This window comes from Azospira sp. APE16 (assembly GCF_047901315.1).
In the GTDB taxonomy this organism is placed as follows: domain Bacteria; phylum Pseudomonadota; class Gammaproteobacteria; order Burkholderiales; family Rhodocyclaceae; genus Azospira; species Azospira oryzae.
The window spans coordinates 1157008-1174039 of sequence record NZ_CP179682.1; the positions used below are offsets into that span (position 1 = coordinate 1157008).

The 17032-nt window shown below is 64.9% G+C and carries 15 protein-coding genes; 13 read left to right on the plus strand and 2 right to left on the minus strand.

Annotation, left to right across the window (positions count from 1 at the left end; translation table 11 throughout):
• Nucleotides 1–45 precede the first annotated feature (45 nt).
• From ACLSSQ_RS05720 to nfsB, 12 genes are all read left to right on the plus strand, one after another.
• The gene (locus ACLSSQ_RS05720) at nt 46–357 is read left to right on the plus strand and encodes a c-type cytochrome (protein WP_014238319.1); all 312 of its coding nucleotides are present in this window, start codon (nt 46–48) and stop codon (nt 355–357) included.
• Between the two features lie 139 nt (nt 358–496).
• Nucleotides 497–1228, plus strand: a complete 732-nt coding sequence (locus ACLSSQ_RS05725; protein ID WP_205231383.1) for a c-type cytochrome — start codon at nt 497–499, stop codon at nt 1226–1228.
• 189 nt (nt 1229–1417) lie between these two features.
• Nucleotides 1418–2401 (plus strand): hypothetical protein, encoded by a 984-nt coding sequence (locus ACLSSQ_RS05730; protein ID WP_014238317.1) that lies wholly within the window; start codon nt 1418–1420, stop codon nt 2399–2401.
• The gene (gene nosD, locus ACLSSQ_RS05735) at nt 2398–3789 is read left to right on the plus strand and encodes a nitrous oxide reductase family maturation protein NosD (protein WP_416244034.1); all 1392 of its coding nucleotides are present in this window, start codon (nt 2398–2400) and stop codon (nt 3787–3789) included. The genes ACLSSQ_RS05730 and nosD overlap by 4 nt, the downstream gene beginning before the upstream one ends.
• Nucleotides 3786–4658: a 4Fe-4S dicluster domain-containing protein gene (locus ACLSSQ_RS05740; protein WP_014238315.1), complete on the plus strand. Its 873-nt coding sequence runs from the start codon at nt 3786–3788 to the stop codon at nt 4656–4658. The genes nosD and ACLSSQ_RS05740 overlap by 4 nt, the downstream gene beginning before the upstream one ends.
• 1 nt (nt 4659) lies before the next feature.
• Nucleotides 4660–5625, plus strand: a complete 966-nt coding sequence (locus tag ACLSSQ_RS05745) for a NapH/MauN family ferredoxin-type protein (protein ID WP_014238314.1) — start codon at nt 4660–4662, stop codon at nt 5623–5625.
• 102 nt (nt 5626–5727) lie between these two features.
• Nucleotides 5728–6597: an ABC transporter ATP-binding protein gene (locus tag ACLSSQ_RS05750; protein WP_014238313.1), complete on the plus strand. Its 870-nt coding sequence runs from the start codon at nt 5728–5730 to the stop codon at nt 6595–6597.
• Nucleotides 6594–7028, plus strand: a complete 435-nt coding sequence (locus tag ACLSSQ_RS05755) for a protein NosL (RefSeq protein WP_416244035.1) — start codon at nt 6594–6596, stop codon at nt 7026–7028. The genes ACLSSQ_RS05750 and ACLSSQ_RS05755 overlap by 4 nt, the downstream gene beginning before the upstream one ends.
• A gap of 24 nt (nt 7029–7052) precedes the next feature.
• On the plus strand, nt 7053–7880 hold the full coding sequence (locus tag ACLSSQ_RS05760; RefSeq protein ID WP_014238311.1) for an ABC transporter permease: 828 nt from the start codon (nt 7053–7055) through the stop codon (nt 7878–7880).
• Nucleotides 7880–8398, plus strand: a complete 519-nt coding sequence (locus ACLSSQ_RS05765; protein WP_416244036.1) for a TlpA family protein disulfide reductase — start codon at nt 7880–7882, stop codon at nt 8396–8398. Before ACLSSQ_RS05760 ends, ACLSSQ_RS05765 begins: the two co-directional genes overlap by 1 nt.
• Nucleotides 8399–8646: 248 nt before the next feature.
• Nucleotides 8647–10347 carry a YbaL family putative K(+) efflux transporter gene (gene ybaL, locus ACLSSQ_RS05770; protein ID WP_130458919.1) on the plus strand — a complete coding sequence of 567 codons (1701 nt, stop codon included), beginning with the start codon at nt 8647–8649 and terminating at the stop codon, nt 10345–10347.
• 122 nt (nt 10348–10469) lie between these two features.
• Nucleotides 10470–11123: an oxygen-insensitive NAD(P)H nitroreductase gene (gene nfsB, locus ACLSSQ_RS05775; RefSeq protein ID WP_416244037.1), complete on the plus strand. Its 654-nt coding sequence runs from the start codon at nt 10470–10472 to the stop codon at nt 11121–11123.
• 84 nt (nt 11124–11207) lie between these two features.
• On the opposite strand, the gene icd is transcribed toward nfsB, so the two are convergent.
• Together icd and ACLSSQ_RS05785 are read right to left on the minus strand one after the other, a co-directional pair.
• Nucleotides 11208–12434 carry an NADP-dependent isocitrate dehydrogenase gene (gene icd, locus ACLSSQ_RS05780; RefSeq protein ID WP_416244038.1) on the minus strand — a complete coding sequence of 409 codons (1227 nt, stop codon included), beginning with the start codon at nt 12432–12434 and terminating at the stop codon, nt 11208–11210.
• Nucleotides 12435–12804: 370 nt separating this feature from the next.
• The gene (locus ACLSSQ_RS05785) at nt 12805–15045 is read right to left on the minus strand and encodes an NADP-dependent isocitrate dehydrogenase (RefSeq protein ID WP_205231377.1); all 2241 of its coding nucleotides are present in this window, start codon (nt 15043–15045) and stop codon (nt 12805–12807) included.
• 225 nt (nt 15046–15270) lie between these two features.
• Here ACLSSQ_RS05785 and aceK point away from each other — a divergent pair, with 225 nt between their 5' ends.
• Entirely contained in the window at nt 15271–17031 is a 1761-nt protein-coding gene (gene aceK / locus ACLSSQ_RS05790; RefSeq protein ID WP_416244039.1) for a bifunctional isocitrate dehydrogenase kinase/phosphatase, read from the plus strand.
• Nucleotide 17032 lies beyond the last annotated feature (1 nt).

Below are 17032 nucleotides of genomic sequence, written 5' to 3' on the forward strand. Positions count from 1 at the left end.
GGGAGCATCACCATGCTCCCCGTTTTCTTATGAAAGGGAATACCCATGAAAAAACTGGTGCTTTTCACCGCCCTGGCCGCCGCTGTGGCCGCCCCCGCCTTTGCTGCCGACGGCGCCAAGCTGTTTGCCGAGAAGACCTGCAATGCCTGTCACGGTGCCGAAGGCAAGAAGCCCCTGATGCCCAACTACCCGAAGCTGGCCGGCCAGAACGCCGCCTACGCCGAGCAGCAGATGAAGGACATCAAGAGCGGCGCCCGCAACAACGGCCAGACTGCCGCCATGAAGGGCGTCATGCACCTGGTCAATGACGAAGAAATCAAGGCGCTGGCCGACTACCTGTCCAAGGTCAAGCCCTGATCCGAATCCCCGGAGGACGGCGGTGCGGCTAGCTTGCCGACCGGCGTCTTTTTTTCGGATTGACCCGCATCAAATACAGGCCCCGCCGGGCCCGACTAACATTAGTACATAGCAATTTTCTCTCTGTAAGGGGATTCAAATGAAAAAGCTGATCATCGCCGCCTCCCTTTCCCTCATCGCCCTGGGGGTGGCCCACGCCGGTCCGCCGGCTCCCCATCAAGGTGGTATCGAGTCGAAGGACTACAAGTGGAATGCCCAGGAGGGCGAGAAGATCGAAGCCCTGAAGCTCAAGGGCGACAAGAAGCGCGGCCAGGAAGCCTACGAGGTCTGCGGCGCCTGTCACCTGCCTTCCGGTGCCGGCCGTCCCGATGGCACCTTCCCCCAGCTCGCCGGCCAGCACACCACCGTGCTGATCAAGCAGATGGCCGACATCCGTGCCGGTCTGCGCGACAACCCCACCATGTATCCCTTCGCTGCCACCCTGACCGATCCCCAGGAACTGGCTGATGTGGCCTCCTACATTGAAGGTCTGTGCATCCCCACCGACCACGGCAAGTATGAGGGCGTCGACGCCTCCATGCAGATCGCCAAGGGCAAGGAGCTGTACGAGAAGGAATGTCTGGAGTGCCACGGCAAGAACGGCGAAGGCGTCAAGGACAAGTTCTACCCCGTGATCGCCGGCCAGCACTACAAGTACCTGCTGCGCCAGATGACCGAGATCCGCGACGGCCACCGCCGTAACGCCAACCCGGACATGGTGAAGATCATCAAGAAGTACAACAACGAACAGCTGGTGGCCATCTCAGCCTACCAGTCCAGCATGACCATGCCTGGCTCCATGTGTGCAGCCAAGCCGGGCAAGAAGAAGTAAGCTTGCAACACTCTGGGCCTCCCCGCAGGGAGGCCCCGGATGAGGGGGAGGCCCGATCCTCCCTCCATCCACCCCTCTCCCGGGGAGAGGGCCTCCGGCGGTTCAGGGAAGGCCGGTCAAAAATAACTAGCACTACCATCCTGCGGCCGTCGCCGGTAAGCGGGGCTGCTTTTCGAGAGACAGCAGAACATGGATACCCAAACCAAACAGACTCGCCTGGTCCAGGGACTGACCCTGATCGCCCTGGTGGCCATGGTGGCCGCCTATTTCGCCCCCATCTGGTGGGTCTCCCTGACGGCGCCGAACTACCCCAAGGACGCCTTTCCTGACGGCATCCGCATCCACTTCCATTTCGATGGCGTCTACAACGGCTGCAAGGCGGCCGGGGTCGGCACCCGCATGGCCAACGAAATCATCCAGCAGGACCTGGATGAAAACACCGAACGCTACAACCCCATCCTGGATGCCAAGAAGGACGTGAACAAGGGGGCCCAGGGCCTGGACTGCGTCCACGAGATGAACACCATCAACCACTACGTGGGCATGTTCCCCATCGCCACCGGTGCCCCGGTGGAGAAGCCCCTGGCCAAGTTCTTCTTCGGCTTCTTCGCCGTCATGCTGGCCGGCTTCATGGTGACCAAGCGCAAGACCCGCATCCTGGTCCTGTCCGCCGGCTTTGCCGCCGTTGCCGCCTGGATGCTGGTGGACCAGTACGTGCTCGGCCATCTGGCCAGCCACGTCGAAGCCTACGTCCAGGAGGCCGGCACCTTCTTCAAGGAACCGGAGAAGATCAAGGCCTGGGGCGATAACGTCACCCTCATCAGCCACATCGTCATCGTCGGCCTGATCCTGGTCATGGGCATCGTCGTCGCCGGCGTTGCCAAGGTGCGCAATTTCAGCCTGCTGCTGGCCCTGGTGCCGGCCCTGCTGCCCCTCTTCTTCGTCGTCACCTACGCCGCCTGGCTGTGGTTCTTCGGCCACAACCTGCACCCCTGGGGCGCCTTCACGGTGAAGCCCTTCATGCCCACCGTCTTCGGCGAAGGCAAGGTGGCCCAGTTCTCCACCTACTCCTATCCCTACTGGGGTTACGGCCTGCTGGTGCTGATGTTCCTCAGCCTCATGCCGGCCCTGCTGATCCGGCGCAAGCAGGTGCGCGAGGGGGCTGCCGAGTGAGACGCCTGCTTGCAGTCGCCGCCTCGCCGTTGCTGGTGTGGGCGGCGGTAAGCGTTGCCGTGGGAGACCCGGATTACGCCCTGCGGGCCCTCGGCGCCGCCACCGATACGCCGGCAGCCGCATCCAGTGCGGATGACGGCATGGGCAAGCCTGCCGGCAGCGCCTGGGGTGCCTCCGGCGAGAAGGTGCCCCTGCCCACGGCGCCGGCGGTGGCCGGCATTCCCTGGTTCCAGGACCTGGTAAATCAGGCTCCCGAAGGCTCGGTGCTGAAGGTGCCGGCCGGCAGCTATTCCGGTCCGGTGGTGGTGAACAAGCCCCTGACCATCGAGGCCCAGGGCCAGGTCATCATCGACGGCGGCGGCAAGGGCACGGTGTTCGTCCTGGATACCAGCGGTGCCGTGCTGCGCGGCGTGCATCTGACCAATTCCGGCGGTTCCCACGACAGCGACGATGCCTGTCTCAATGTGCGCGGCGACCACAACGTGGTCGACCAGGTACGCATCACCAACTGTCTTTTCGGCATCGACCTGAAGCAGTCCAACGACAACAAGCTGACCCGCAATTACATCCGCTCCAAGCCCTTCGACCTGGGCCTGCGGGGCGACGGCGTGCGCCTCTGGTACAGCAAGAACAACCTGCTGGAAGGCAATGAAATCGAGGATTCCCGGGACATGGTGGCCTGGTATTCCGACCATAACGTCTTCCGCAACAACGTCAGCCGGCGCAGCCGCTATTCCATCCACTTCATGTTCGCCCACGAGAACACGGTGGAGGGCAACCGCTTCTACGACAACGCCGTCGGTGTGTATCTCATGTACACCAACGGCGCCTACATCCGCAACAACACCATCTCCCATGCCACCGGCGCCACCGGCATGGCCGTGGGCCTGAAGGAGGCCAGCAACACGGTCATCGAGGGCAACGAAATCCTCTACTGCTCCACCGGCATCGGCACCGACCTGTCGCCCTTCGAGCCCGGCTCCAAGACCGAGGTGCGCAAGAACCGCTTCGCCTTCAACGGCATTGCCGTCAGCTTCGTCTCCGACCGGGAGGGCAGCGTCTTCGAGAGCAATGTCTTCGAGGGCAACCTGGCTGACGTGGCCGTGGCCGGGGGCGGCGGTGCCGCCCATAACCGCTGGCACGGGAACTACTGGGACGGCTACCAGGGCTTCGACCGCAACAACGACGGTGTCGGCGACACGCCCTACGAGGATTACGCCTACGCCGACCGCCTGTGGATGGAAGTGCCCTTCGCCCTCTTTTTCAAGAGCGCCCCCATGATGGAATCACTGGATTTCCTCGAGCGCCTGGCTCCCTTTTCCGACCCCGTGCTGATGGTGCGGGACGAAGCCCCGGTGTTCAAGAATCCCCGGAGGAAAGCACCATGAGTGACAACAACCCGGAATCCGATACGCCTGCCGGCAATGCTGCCAAGCCCGCCGGCTCCGCCAAGCAGCGCACTGCCCGCCGCCGCTTCATCCGCAGTTCCCTCCTGACCGGCGGCATCGTCGGCCTGGCCCTGCTGGGCTATCTGCCCGTGGCCCGGGCCAGCCGCACCCGCCTGCGTCCTCCCGGCGCCCTGGATGAAAAGGACTTCCTCGCCTCCTGCATCAAGTGCGGCCAGTGCGTCCAGGTCTGCCCGGTGCAGGCCATCAAGCTGGGCGATCTCACGGACGGCTACGGCATCGGCGTGCCCCACATCGACGCCCGGGAGCAGGCCTGCGACTTTTCCTGCGATGCCGGCCAGTGCATCCTGGCCTGTCCCACCGGCGCCCTCACCTACGACAAGCCCGGTTTCCTGGCGGTACGGCCCGGCGCCCACCTGGCCCGCCTGCCCATCCTCAAGGCCAAGGAAAAGGACCCGGAGCCCACCCTCAACTTGAAGGAACGCATGGGCCTGGCCCGCCTGGCCCAGCCCCAGATCTGTCTGGCGGCCCAGGGCAAGGGCTTCAAGGGGCAAGCCCGGGGCGCCGGCTTCAAGGGCACCATGCGCTACATGGATGTGGACCGTTGGAAACCCATTCCGGTGGCGGACCATCCCTACGAGCGGGAACTGTGCGACCTGTGCGTCACCGAATGCCCGATCAAGGACGCCATCCGCCTCAAGTTCGTGGACAACGGCGACGGCGTCAAACGGGCGGTGCCGGAGGTCCTGGAACAATGCGTCGGCTGCGGCGTCTGCGAAATGATCTGCCCCGTGGAAGCGGGCGGCATGGCCGCCATCGTGGTGGACGAACGCAAGACCTGGGAGGCCTGAAATGAAAAGCTTCAAGGAAAAGCTCCTGGTCATGCTCGGCCGGGAGCCGCAAAAGCCCGCCGCCTACAGTCCGGAGGCGGAACAGATCCACAAGCTGAAGCGCCTCAACAAGGCCGACTTCGAGGCCATGAAGCAGCACACCCGGGAGCACCAGCTGCTGCAGCACAAGTGGCGCAACCGCCGCTGGGCCGTGCTCATCGCCGTGAACCTGCTCTTCGTCGTCTCCTTCTGGCTGGACATCCAGATGCTGGAGGGGGCCCTCACCGCCTCCCGCTTCGTCGGCTTCCACCTGATCGACCTCAACTCCGCCCTGCAGGTGATGCTGGCCCACAAGCACATCATCGTGAACCTGCTGATCGGCACCGCCACCGTGTTCTTCCTCTGGGTGTTGCTGGGGGGGCGTACCTTCTGCTCCTGGGTCTGTCCCTACCACCTGGTGGCGGAATGGTTCGAGGCCCTGCACCTGAAGCTGGTGGAAAAGAAGTGGGTCACCGACCATGAGTTCCACCGGGGCACCCGCACCGTGTTCTGGGTGTTGTTCTCCCTGCTGGCCATCGTCACCGGCTACACCGTGTTCGAGACCCTGTCGCCCACCGGCATCCTGTCCCGGGCCCTGATCTACGGCCCCAGCCTGGCCCTGGCCTGGGTCTTCCTGCTGCTCCTGTTCGAAGTTTTCTACTCGCGCCGGGCCTGGTGCCGATATGTTTGTCCCATCGGCCTGACCTACGGTATGGTGGGCACCGTGTCGCCCCTGCGCATCGTCTACCGCCTGGACAAGTGCTTCCATGAAGGCGATTGCCGCAAGGTCTGCCTGGTGCCCCACGTTCTCGACGTGGTCATCAAGGGCCGGGCCGAGGAGGCGGTGATGTCCATCGGCCCCGACTGCACCCGTTGCGGCCTGTGCGTGGACACCTGCCCCAGCGGCGCCCTGACCTACGGGGTCAAGGGTCTGGACAAACTGCTTTAGGAAAAATGGAGCCGAAGGAGATAAATATCAAAGCGCCGCAGCCCGGGCTTTGGCATCCTGCGGCCTTGGCCCTGTAACGCTTTGCGAGAAATCTCCTTTCCCATGATCCGTTTCGACAACGTCAGCAAGATTTTCAAGAAGGCCCAGGTGCTGGCCGGAGTCAGCCTGGACATCCAGCTGGGCGAGCGCATTGCCCTGATCGGCTCCAACGGTGCCGGCAAGACCACCCTGATCCGCTGCCTGCTGGGGGAGTACACCTACGGCGGCGAGGTCAGCATTGACGGCAAGGCGCCCCGGACCCATCGGGCCGACGTGCTGGGCAAGGTGGGCTTCGTGCCCCAGCTGCCGCCGCCCCTGAAAATGCCCGTGGGCCAGCTGGTGACTTTCGCCGCTGCCGTGTGCAAGTCCGATCCCCGGCGCATCCACGCCATCGCCGACCGCCTCGGCCTGGACGTGGACGCCATCGCCGCCCGTCCCTTCAACCGCCTTTCCGGCGGCATGAAGCAGAAGCTGCTGATCGCCATCGCCCTGGGGCGCGACACCCAGGTGCTGGTGATGGACGAACCGGCCGCCAACCTGGACCCGGAAGCCCGCCACATCTTCTTCCAGCTCCTGGCCGAGCGCCAGGACAACTGCACCATGATCATTTCCAGCCACCGTCTCGACGAGGTGGCGGCCCTGGTGAACCGGGTGATCGAGATGGACATGGGCAAGGTGGTGCTGGACGACCGGGTGGCCGACGATTCCGGCATGGATACCCTGCTCGACTGCCATGTGGACCTGCGCCGGGCCGACCCGGCCATCGCCAAGGCCCTGGAAGGCTGGGGCTTCGCCGCCCGCAACGAGGGCCTCTCCTGGCACGGCCAGGTGGCCGGCCCGGACCGCCTGCGCTTCCTCGGCATGGTGTCGCGCTACGTCGGCCTGCTGACCCGCATCGACATGCAGGAGGTCACGGGAGTGACCCTGCAATGAAGCGCCGCACCTTCCTCTTCTCGGTGCCGGCCGGCGTTTTCGTCTCCCTCGCCGGCTGCGGCGGCCAGCCCAGCAGCGGCCCGGTGGAAATCAAGTGGGACCGGGACGGCTGCACCCGCTGCGGCATGGCCATCAGCGACAAGGCCTACGCGGCCCAGATCCGCGATCCCCACAGCAAGAAGGTCTACAAGTTCGACGATTTCGGCTGCGCCATTTTCTGGAGCGAGCACCAGCCCTGGTCGTCGGACCCGCGCATGGAATTCTGGATCGCCGATTCCCGCGACGGCCGCTGGCTCGACGCACGCAAGGCCTATTACGTGGGCGGCAAGCGCACTCCCATGGCCTACGGCTTCGGGGCCGTGGCCGACAAGGTGGAGGGCAGCATCGGCTTCGACGAAGCGAAGAAGCAGGTCCTCGCCAAAGGCAAATAAAAACACTCAGGGAATAGGACAGCAATGAAAACCCTCTGGCTCACCGCCAAACTCGACATCGTGGAATCCCTGCGGGCCCGCTGGTTCCTCATCTACAGCCTGGTCTTCGGCGGCATCGTGGCCCTGCTGTTCGCCTTCGGCCTGACCGAATCCCGGGTCCTGGGCTTCATCGGCCTGTCCCGCCTGCTGGTGACCTACATCCAGCTGGCCATGGCCATCCTGCCCATCTTTGTCCTCGTCACCACTGTGCGCTCCGTCGCCGGCGACCGGGAGGCGGGGGTCTTCGAATACCTGCTGTCCCTGCCCGTGGGCCTGGCGGCCTGGTTCTGGGGCAAGTTCCTGGGCCGCTACGTCACCATCTTCCTGCCGGTCTTCGTCGCCATGCTGGGCGCCGTGCTGTGGGCCCTGATCAAGGGCATCGAAGTGCCCTGGGGCATGTTCGTCTATTACACCGCCCTGCTGGCCGCCATGGCCTGGTGCTTCCTCGGCATCGGCATGCTCATTTCCACCCTGGCCCGCAGCACCGACGTGGCCCAGGGCACGGCCTTCATGGTCTGGCTGCTGATGCTGGTGTTCCTCGACCTGATCCTCCTCGGCGTCCTGATCCAGGGCCAGGTCAGTCCGGAAACGGTGATCGGCATCGCCCTGGCCAACCCCTTGCAGGTGTTCCGCACCGCGGCCCTGGCCCTCTTCGATCCCCAGTTGATCGTCCTCGGGCCCTCCGCGTACGTGATCCTGGATACCTTTGGCGTTCTCGGTTACAAGGTTTATGCTTTGGCCTATCCGGTCCTCCTGGGCAGCGCTGCGGCCCTGGCCGGCTTCCTGACTTTCCGCAAAACCGACCTGCCCTGATGCCCATGCTGCCCTTGCGTTCCTCCCTCGCCGCCCTGGCCTCCGCCCTGCTGTTTTCCGCTCCCCTGGCGGCTGTCGCCGAAGAGCAGGCCTCCGCGGCGCCGCTCTTCGCCGCCAGCTTTCCCGATACCGCCGGCGAGAAGGTGAATCTGGAGCGCTATCGGGGCAAGCCCCTGGTGGTGAATTTCTGGGCCCGCTGGTGCGGCCCCTGCCGCAAGGAAATTCCTGATCTGGTGAGCATCCAGAACAAGTACAAGGCCAAGGGCCTGACCATCGTCGGCGTGGCGGTGGAAGAGGGCAAGGAGGCGGTCAAGGAATTTGCTTCGGCCTACGAGGTGAATTACCCGGTGCTGGTCTCCGGCCTGCAGCCGGGGCTGGATCTGATGCGCCAGCTGGGCAACGACAAGGCCGGCCTGCCCTACACGGTGATCCTGGACCGCCAGGGCCATATCGTCGCCCGCAAGCTTGGCGGCATGAAGCTGGAAGACCTGGACAAGGCCCTGGCGCCCCTGTTCTGAGCGGCGGGCCTCGCCCCGCTTTTTTCCCCCTGATTTTTCCTGACCGCACCGGGGCCCCGGTGCGATGCCTGTCGTCCGTTTGTCCGTCGTTTCCCTGATCCAGCTACTGCGCCCTTCATGGGACAATGGGCTTCGCCGGGCGAAAGGTCAGCGCGTGTCGGCCCGATCCCGGCGGATGTCGAGGGGAGGGGAGTGCGTGGCCGCCTGTTTGGCGCTAGTCTGCTAACACTCCCCGCAAGGACCGCAACATGCCCCACGACATCAGCCTCATCACCACCGTGGCCGCCGGCTTCGGCCTGGCCATGATCCTGGGCTTCATTGCTGCCCGCCTGAAGATTCCCCCCCTGGTCGGCTACCTCATTGCCGGCATCATCATGGGCCCGGCCACCCCGGGCTTCGTCGCCGACGTGGAGCTGGCCGGCCAGCTGGCCGAGATCGGTGTCATGCTGCTGATGTTCGGCGTCGGCCTGCACTTCTCCCTGGAAGACCTGATGAATGTGCGCCGCATCGCCGTTCCCGGCGCCGTGGTGCAGATCACCGTTGCCACTGCCCTGGGCACCGTGCTGGCCATGTACTGGGGCTGGTCCTTCGGCGGCGGCCTGGTCTTCGGCCTGGCCCTCTCCTGCGCCTCCACCGTGGTGCTGCTGCGGGCCCTGGAGACCCGGGGCATCCTGGATTCGGTGAATGGCCGCATCGCCGTCGGCTGGCTGGTGGTGGAGGACCTGGTGTGCGTCCTGGTGCTGGTGCTGATGCCGCCCCTGGCCGAGCTGCTGGGCGGCAGCGCTGCCGATGCCCATGGCGCCGGCGGCAGCCTGTGGGGCACCCTGGCGGTGACCCTGGCCAAGGTGGGAGCCTTCATCGCCCTTATGCTGGTGGTGGGGCGGCGGGTCTTCCCGCGCATCCTGTGGGCCGTGGCCCGCACCGGCTCCCGGGAGCTGTTCACCCTCTGCGTCATTGCCGCCGCCGTCGGCGTGGCCTACGGCTCGGCCAAGCTCTTCGGCGTTTCCTTCGCTCTGGGCGCCTTCTTCGCCGGCATGATGATGCGCGAATCCGATTTCGCCCACCGGGCGGCGGAGGAATCCCTGCCCCTGCGGGACGCCTTCTCGGTGCTGTTCTTCGTCTCCGTCGGCATGCTCTTCGATCCCCAGGTGCTGCTGCAGGAACCGGGCAAGGTGCTGGCGGTGGCCGCCGTCGTCATCGTCGGCAAGACGGTGGCCGCCATCCTGCTGGTGCTGGCCTTCCGCTATCCCCTCAACACCGCCCTCACGGTCGGCGCCAGCCTGGCCCAGATCGGCGAGTTCTCCTTCATCCTGGCCGGCCTGGGCGTTGCCCTGGACCTGCTGCCCAAGGCCGGGCAGAGCCTGATCCTGGCCGGGGCCCTGATTTCCATCGCCTTCAACTCCGTCGTCTTTGCCGCCATCGGTCCGGCCCGCAAATGGGCCCTGGCCCATTCCGCCCTGGCGCGGCGCCTGGAGATGCGGGAAGACCCGACGGCCGCCCTGCCGACCACGGTGGAAGAGCATTTCCTCTCCGGCCAGGTGGTGCTGGTGGGCTACGGCCGGGTCGGCCGGCGCATCGCCGAGGCCCTGGATGCCCAGAAGATTCCCTATGTGGTGGCCGAGCAGCACCGCCAGGTGGTGGAGAAGCTGCGGGAGCGGGGAGTGCCTGCCGTCTCCGGCGATGCCTCGGACCCGGCGGTGCTGATCCAGGCCCATATCGCCCGGGCCGGCATGCTGGTCATCGCCACGCCCGACACCCTGGACGTGCGCAAGATCGTGGACATGGCCCGCACCCTCAATCCGGCCATCGAAGTGGTGCTGCGCACCCACTCCGAGGAGGAGGCCGGCCTGCTGCGCCAGGAGAGCCTGGGCACGGTCTTCATGGGCGAGGACGAACTGGCCAAGGGCATGGCCCGCCACGTGCTGGCGCGGATGGGCAAGGGCGCCTGAGGGGCGGCCGGCGCCGGCCCCGAGTCGAGAGGTTGGCCGGCCGGGAATTCCCGGCCTTTGCTTCAGCCCCGGGCGGCGGTATGCTCCCGGGCAAATTTCTTCCCCTATCCTCAGGAGCTTCCATGAACATCGCCCAGGTCGCCGCACGGCGCTACACCACCAAGGCCTTCGATCCCAGCCGCAAGATTGCCGCCGCCGATCTGGCGGCCCTGCGCACCCTGCTGCGCAACGCCCCGTCCTCCGTCAATTCCCAGCCCTGGCATTTCGTCATCGCCGGCAGCGACGCTGCCAAGGGCCGCATCGCCGCCACCCTCACCGCCGATTTCCCCTACAACGAGCCCAAGGTGCGCAATGCTTCCCAGGTGGTGGTGCTGTGCGCCCGGGAGAGCCTGGATGAAGGCCATCTGGCGGCCATCCTGGCGCAGGAGGAGGCCGACGGCCGCTTTGCCAACGCCGAGGCCAAGGCCGCCCAGGCCAAGGGCCGGGCCTTCTACGTGGGCCTGCACCAGCAGCAGCTGCAGGACGAGGCCGCCTGGATGGACCGCCAGGTCTATCTGGCCCTGGGTACCCTGCTGCTGGGGGCCGGCGCCCTGGGCATCGATGCCTGCCCCATCGAGGGTTTCAGCCCCGAGGCCGTGGACGAGGCCCTGGGCCTCACGGCCAAGGGGCTGCGCAGCCGGGTCATGGTGGCCCTGGGCTACCGCAGCGAGGACGACTTCAATGCCCGCCTGCCCAAGTCCCGCCTGCCCGAGAGCGCCGTCATCAGCGAGATCTGACGCGCTTCTCCAGCCGGTCCCGGCTGGCAGGCAGAAAGAAAAAGCCCCGCATGGCGGGGCTTTTTTTGTGGCCGCAGCGGCGGCTTACATGCGGGCGATCATGGCCTCGCCGAACTCGGAGCAGGACACTTCCGTCGCCCCTTCCATGAGCCGGGCGAAGTCGTAGGTCACCACCTTGTCGCCGATGGCCGCTTCCATGGACTTGATGATGAGGTCCGCCGCCTCCTTCCAGCCCAGGTGGCGCAGCATCATCTCGGCGGAGAGGATCAGGGAACCGGGGTTCACCTTGTCCTTGCCGGCATACTTGGGCGCCGTGCCGTGGGTGGCCTCGAAACAGGCGTACTGGTCGGAGATGTTGGCGCCGGGAGCGATGCCGATGCCGCCCACCTGGGCCGCCAGGGCATCGGAGATGTAGTCGCCGTTGAGGTTGGTGGTGGCGATCACGTCGTACTCGGCCGGGCGCAGCAGGATCTGTTGCAGGAAGGCGTCGGCGATGGCGTCCTTGATGACGATGCCGTTGGGCAGTTTCTGCCACGGACCGCCGTCGATGTCGACGCCGCCGAACTCGCGCTTGGCCAGGGCATAGGCCGTGTCGCGGAAGTTGCCTTCCGTGAACTTCATGATGTTGCCCTTGTGCACGATGGTCACCGACTTGCGGCCGTTGTCGATGGCGTACTTGATGGCGGCGCGCACCAGGCGCTCGGTGCCTTCGACGGAGATGGGCTTGATGCCGATGCCGGAGGATTCGGGGAAGCGGATCTTCTTCACCCCCATCTCCTCCTGCAGGAACTTGATCACCTTCTTGCAGGCCTCGGAGCCGTGGGCCCACTCGATGCCGGCGTAGATGTCCTCCGTGTTCTCGCGGAAGATCACCATGTTGCACAGCTCGGGCTGCTTCAGGGGGGAGGGCACGCCCTTGAAGTACTGCACCGGGCGCACGCACTGGTAGAGGTCCAGCTCCTGGCGCAGGGCCACGTTGAGGGAGCGGATGCCGCCGCCCACCGGGGTGGTCATGGGGCCCTTGATGGAGACCGAGTATTCCTTGAGGGCGTCGAAGGTTTCCTTGGGCAGCCACTCGTCGGCGCCGTAGATCCGGGTGGATTTCTCGCCGGCGTAAACCTCCATCCAGTGGATTTTCTTCTGGCCGCCGTAGGCCTTTTGCATGGCTGCATCCACCACCTTGATCATCACCGGGGTGATGTCCACGCCGATGCCGTCACCTTCGATGAAGGGGATGATGGGGTGGTTCGGGGTCGGCTGGCCGGGGATGATTTTCTGGCCACCCTGAGGGACTTTGATGTGTGAACTCATTTCCTTAGCTCCATGAGAGATGAGAGTTGTTATGTGAGCGCAGGGTTTTGCGTTGAAACCCCGTCGTGATCATGCCGGGCGAGGGCCGTGGGCCAGGAGAAACTCAGGCCGGCACCGGGGCATTATGTATGAAAAACGGGGAGGGGGGACAGACGCCCATCCAGGGCCGGGACAGGGGGCTGGCAACGGCGGCAATCGGGTGTTGTCCACCGGGAAGCTGGCGGGGAGAGGAGCAGAGAAGGGGGCGGAAGAGGGGCGGAACGGGAGGGAGCGTCCGGCAGGTGGCAAGGCCGGTGCCGACACAAGAAAAACGGCCCGGCCACCCCCGGGGACGGGGGCTGGACCGGGCCGTGGGCCGGGCGGGTGCCGATCAGGCGGCGCTGGCGGCCTGCAGCAGGCTGTTGAGGGTGGCGCTGGGACGCATCACGGCGGTCACCTTGGCCTGGTCGGCCAGGTAGTAGCCGCCGATATCCACGGGCTTGCCCTGGACCGCCTTCAGCTCGTCCACGATCTTCTGCTCGTTTTCGGCCAGGGACTTGGCCAGGGGAGCGAACTTGGCGGCCAGGTCCTTGTCCTCGGACTGGGCGGCCAGGGCCTGGGCCCAGTACAGGGCCAGATAGAACTGGCTGCCCCGGTTGTCCAGCTCGCCGGTACGGCGGGAGGGGGACTTGTTCTCGTCCAGCAGCTTGCCGGTGGCCTCATCCAGGGTCTTGGCCAGCAGCTTGGCCTTGGCGTTGCCGGTCTTGATGCCCAGCTCTTCCAGGGACACGGCCAGGGCCAGGAACTCGCCCAGGGAATCCCAGCGCAGGTGGTTTTCTTCCACCAGCTGCTGCACGTGCTTGGGCGCGGAGCCGCCGGCACCGGTTTCGTACATGCCGCCACCAGCCATCAGGGGAACGATGGAGAGCATCTTGGCAGAGGTACCCAGTTCCATGATGGGGAACAGGTCGGTCAGGTAGTCGCGCAGGATGTTGCCGGTGACGGAGATGGTATCCAGGCCGCGGGCGACCCGTTCCAGGGTGAAGCGCATGGCGCGCACCTGGGACATGATGTGGATTTCCAGGCCGCTGGTGTCGTGATCCTTGAGGTACTTCTCCACCTTCTTGATCAGCTCGGCCTCGTGGGGACGGTAGGGGTCCAGCCAGAAGACGGCGGGCATGCCGGAGTTGCGGGCGCGGGTGACGGCCAGCTTGACCCAGTCGCGGATCGGCTCGTCCTTCACCTGGCACATGCGCCAGATGTCGCCTTCTTCCACGTTCTGGGACAGCAGCACTTCGCCGGTGGCCAGGTCCACAATGTTGGCGATGCCGGCTTCGGCGATTTCGAAGGTCTTGTCGTGGGAGCCGTATTCCTCGGCCTTCTGGGCCATCAGGCCGACGTTCGGCACGGTGCCCATGGTCTTGGGATCGAAGTTGCCGTGCCACTTACAGAAGTTGATCATCTCCTGGTAGATGCGGGCGAAGGTGGATTCGGGCATCACGGCCTTGCAGTCGTAAGGCTTGCCGTCGGCACCCCACATCTTGCCGCCGCCGCGGATCATGGCGGGCATGGAAGCGTCCACGATGATGTCGTTGGGGGAGTGGAAGTTGGTGATGCCCTTGGCGGAGTCCACCATGGCCAGACGGGGACGGTGCTCCTGGCAGGCGTGCAGGTCGCGGATGATCTCGTCGCGCTTGGATTCGGGCAGGGTGTCGATCTTCTCGTAGAGGGTGGCCATGCCGTTGTTGACGTTGATACCCAGCTCGTCAAACAGCTTGCCGTGCTTCTCGAAGGCTTCCTTGTAGTAGATCTTGACGCAGTGGCCAAAGACGATGGGGTGGGACACCTTCATCATGGTGGCCTTCACGTGCAGGGAGAAGAGGATGCCGGCCTGGCGGCAGTCTTCCAGTTCCTTCTCGTAGAAGTCGCACAGGGCCTTCTTGCTCATGAACATGGAGTCGATGATCTCGCCGTCCTTGAGGGCCACCTTGGGCTTCAGTACGATGGTCTTGCCGCTCTTGGTGACCAGCTCCATCTTCACGTCCCGGGCCTTGTCCAGGGTCAGGGACTTTTCGCCGTGGTAGAAGTCGCCGTGGTCCATGTGGGCCACGTGGGTCTGGGACCAGGGCTTCCATTCACCCATGGAGTGGGGGTGCTTCTTGGCGTAGTTCTTGACGGCGGCCGGGGCGCGGCGGTCGGAGTTGCCTTCGCGCAGCACCGGATTCACGGCGGAGCCCAGGCACTTGCCGTAGCGGGTCTTGAGGGCCTTTTCCTCGTCCGTGGTGGGGTTTTCCGGGTAGTCGGGGATGGCGTAGCCCTTGGCCTGCAGTTCCTTGACGCAAGCCACCAGCTGGGCCACGGAGGCGCTGATGTTGGGCAGCTTGATGATGTTGGTGTCGGGGTCCTGGGTCAGGCGGCCCAGTTCGGCCAAGTTGTCCGGAACCTTCTGGTCGTCGCGCAGGTAGTCGGAGAATTCGGCCAGGACACGGGCGGCCACGGAAATGTCGCTTTCGGCGATTTCAACGCCGGCCGGACCGGTGAAGGTGCGGATGATCGGCAGAAAAGCACAGGTCGCCAGCAGGGGCGCCTCATCAGTGAGCGTGTAAATGATCTTCGACTTACCAGCAGACATGCTAATCCCTCACATAGTTCGTAGTTAAAGGTGCGGACAACTCTTATATATATTATATCACCCGGTGCAATCTTATTGCGTACCGTGCAATGAATGCCGTGGGGATGGATGCCCGCCTTTCCCTCCCCAGGGCCCCTCATGGGGCCTATCCGGGCCCCATTTCCGCGGGGGGCGGGGCTGGCCGGTGCTAAGATTTCCGCTTTCTTCCGCGTCCCGCCCGTGCCGATGGACATTTCGACCGCCGCCACCGCCAACCGCATCGCCATCGCCCTCATCGACGGCTTCAACAAGCATTACCGGCTGTTCCGCCAGACCAGCCGGGAGGCCAAGTTCCGTTTCGAGTCCGGCGACTGGCTGGCGGTGCACAAGGCGGTGAAGGATCGCATCCGTTTCTACGACGACCGGGTGGAGGAGTGCGTCGAGCGCCTGCGCGACGAATTCCGGGCCGAGGCCCTGGACGACGCCACCTGGCAGCAGGTGAAGCTGCTCTACATCGGCCTCCTGCTCAATCACAAGCAGCCGGAGCTGGCGGAGACCTTCTTCAACTCCGTGTGCTGCAAGATCCTGCACCGCACCTATTTCCACAACGACTTCATCTTCGTGCGGCCGGCCATCTCCACGGAGAACATCGAATCCAATCCGCCCACCTACTCCAGCTACTACCCGGGGGAGGGCGGCCTCGGCCAGACCATGCGCCAGATCATCCTGGACTTCGACTGGCAGCGGGATTTCGAGGACCTGGAGCGGGACGTGGACTACCTCTACCGCACCATCCGGACCCATCTCGGAGGCGAACTGCCGGCCCGGGAGGCCAACTGCCAGATCCAGGTGCTGTACTCCGCCTTCTACCGCAACAAGGGCGCCTACATCATCGGCAAGGCCATCAACGGCAACCAGGAATACCCCTTCGCCATCCCGGTGCTGCACACCCCGGGTGGCAAGCTCTATCTGGATACGATCCTGCTCGACGCCTGGCGCATCTCCATCCTCTTTTCCCTGTCCCGGGCCTATTTCATGGTGGATATGGAAGTGCCCTCCGGCTACGTCCAGTTCCTGCGCTCCATCATGCCCGGCAAGCCCCGCTCCGAGCTGTACACCATGCTGGGGCTGGGCAAGCAGGGCAAGACCATGTTCTTCCGCGACCTCATCTACCACCTGCGCCATTCGGAGGACAAATTCATCGTCGCCCCCGGCATCCGGGGCCTGGTGATGCTGGTGTTCACCCTGCCCTCCTTCCCCTACGTCTTCAAGATCATCAAGGACGTCTTCGGCAGCTCCAAGGAAGTGGACCACGCCACGGTCAAATACAAGTACCAGCTGGTGAAGCAGGTGGACCGGGTGGGGCGCATGGCCGACACCCTGGAGTTCTCCTATGCGGCCCTGCCCCGTTCCCGCTTCGATCCGGCCCTGCTGGAGGAACTGCGGCAGCAGGTGCCCTCCCTTCTGGAGGAGGACGGGGAAGACCTGATCATCAAGCACCTCTACATCGAGCGGCGCATGACGCCCCTCAACATCTATCTGGACAACGCCCCGGAAGAGAAGGTGGAAGCGGCGGTGAAGGACTACGGCAACGCCATTCGGGAACTGGCCATCGCCAACATCTTCCCCGGCGACATGCTGTGGAAGAACTTCGGCGTCACCCGCTACAACCGCATCGTCTTCTACGACTACGACGAAATCGAACACATGACCGACATGAATTTCCGGGCCATCCCGGAAGCCCCCTATCCAGAACTGGAAATGTCCGGCGAGCCCTGGTATTCCGTGGCCCGCAACGACGTCTTCCCGGAAGAGTTCGCCACCTTCCTGCTCGGCTCCCGGCCGGTGCGCCAGGCCTTCCTCAAGCACCACCGGGACCTGCTGCAGCCCGAATTCTGGCAGGCGGCCCAGGAGCAGATCCGCCAGGGGCGGGTGGAGGACTTCTTCCCCTATCCGGAAGAACTGCGCTTTAGCCGCCTCTATGCCGCCGGCGGGGAAAACGCCTGAG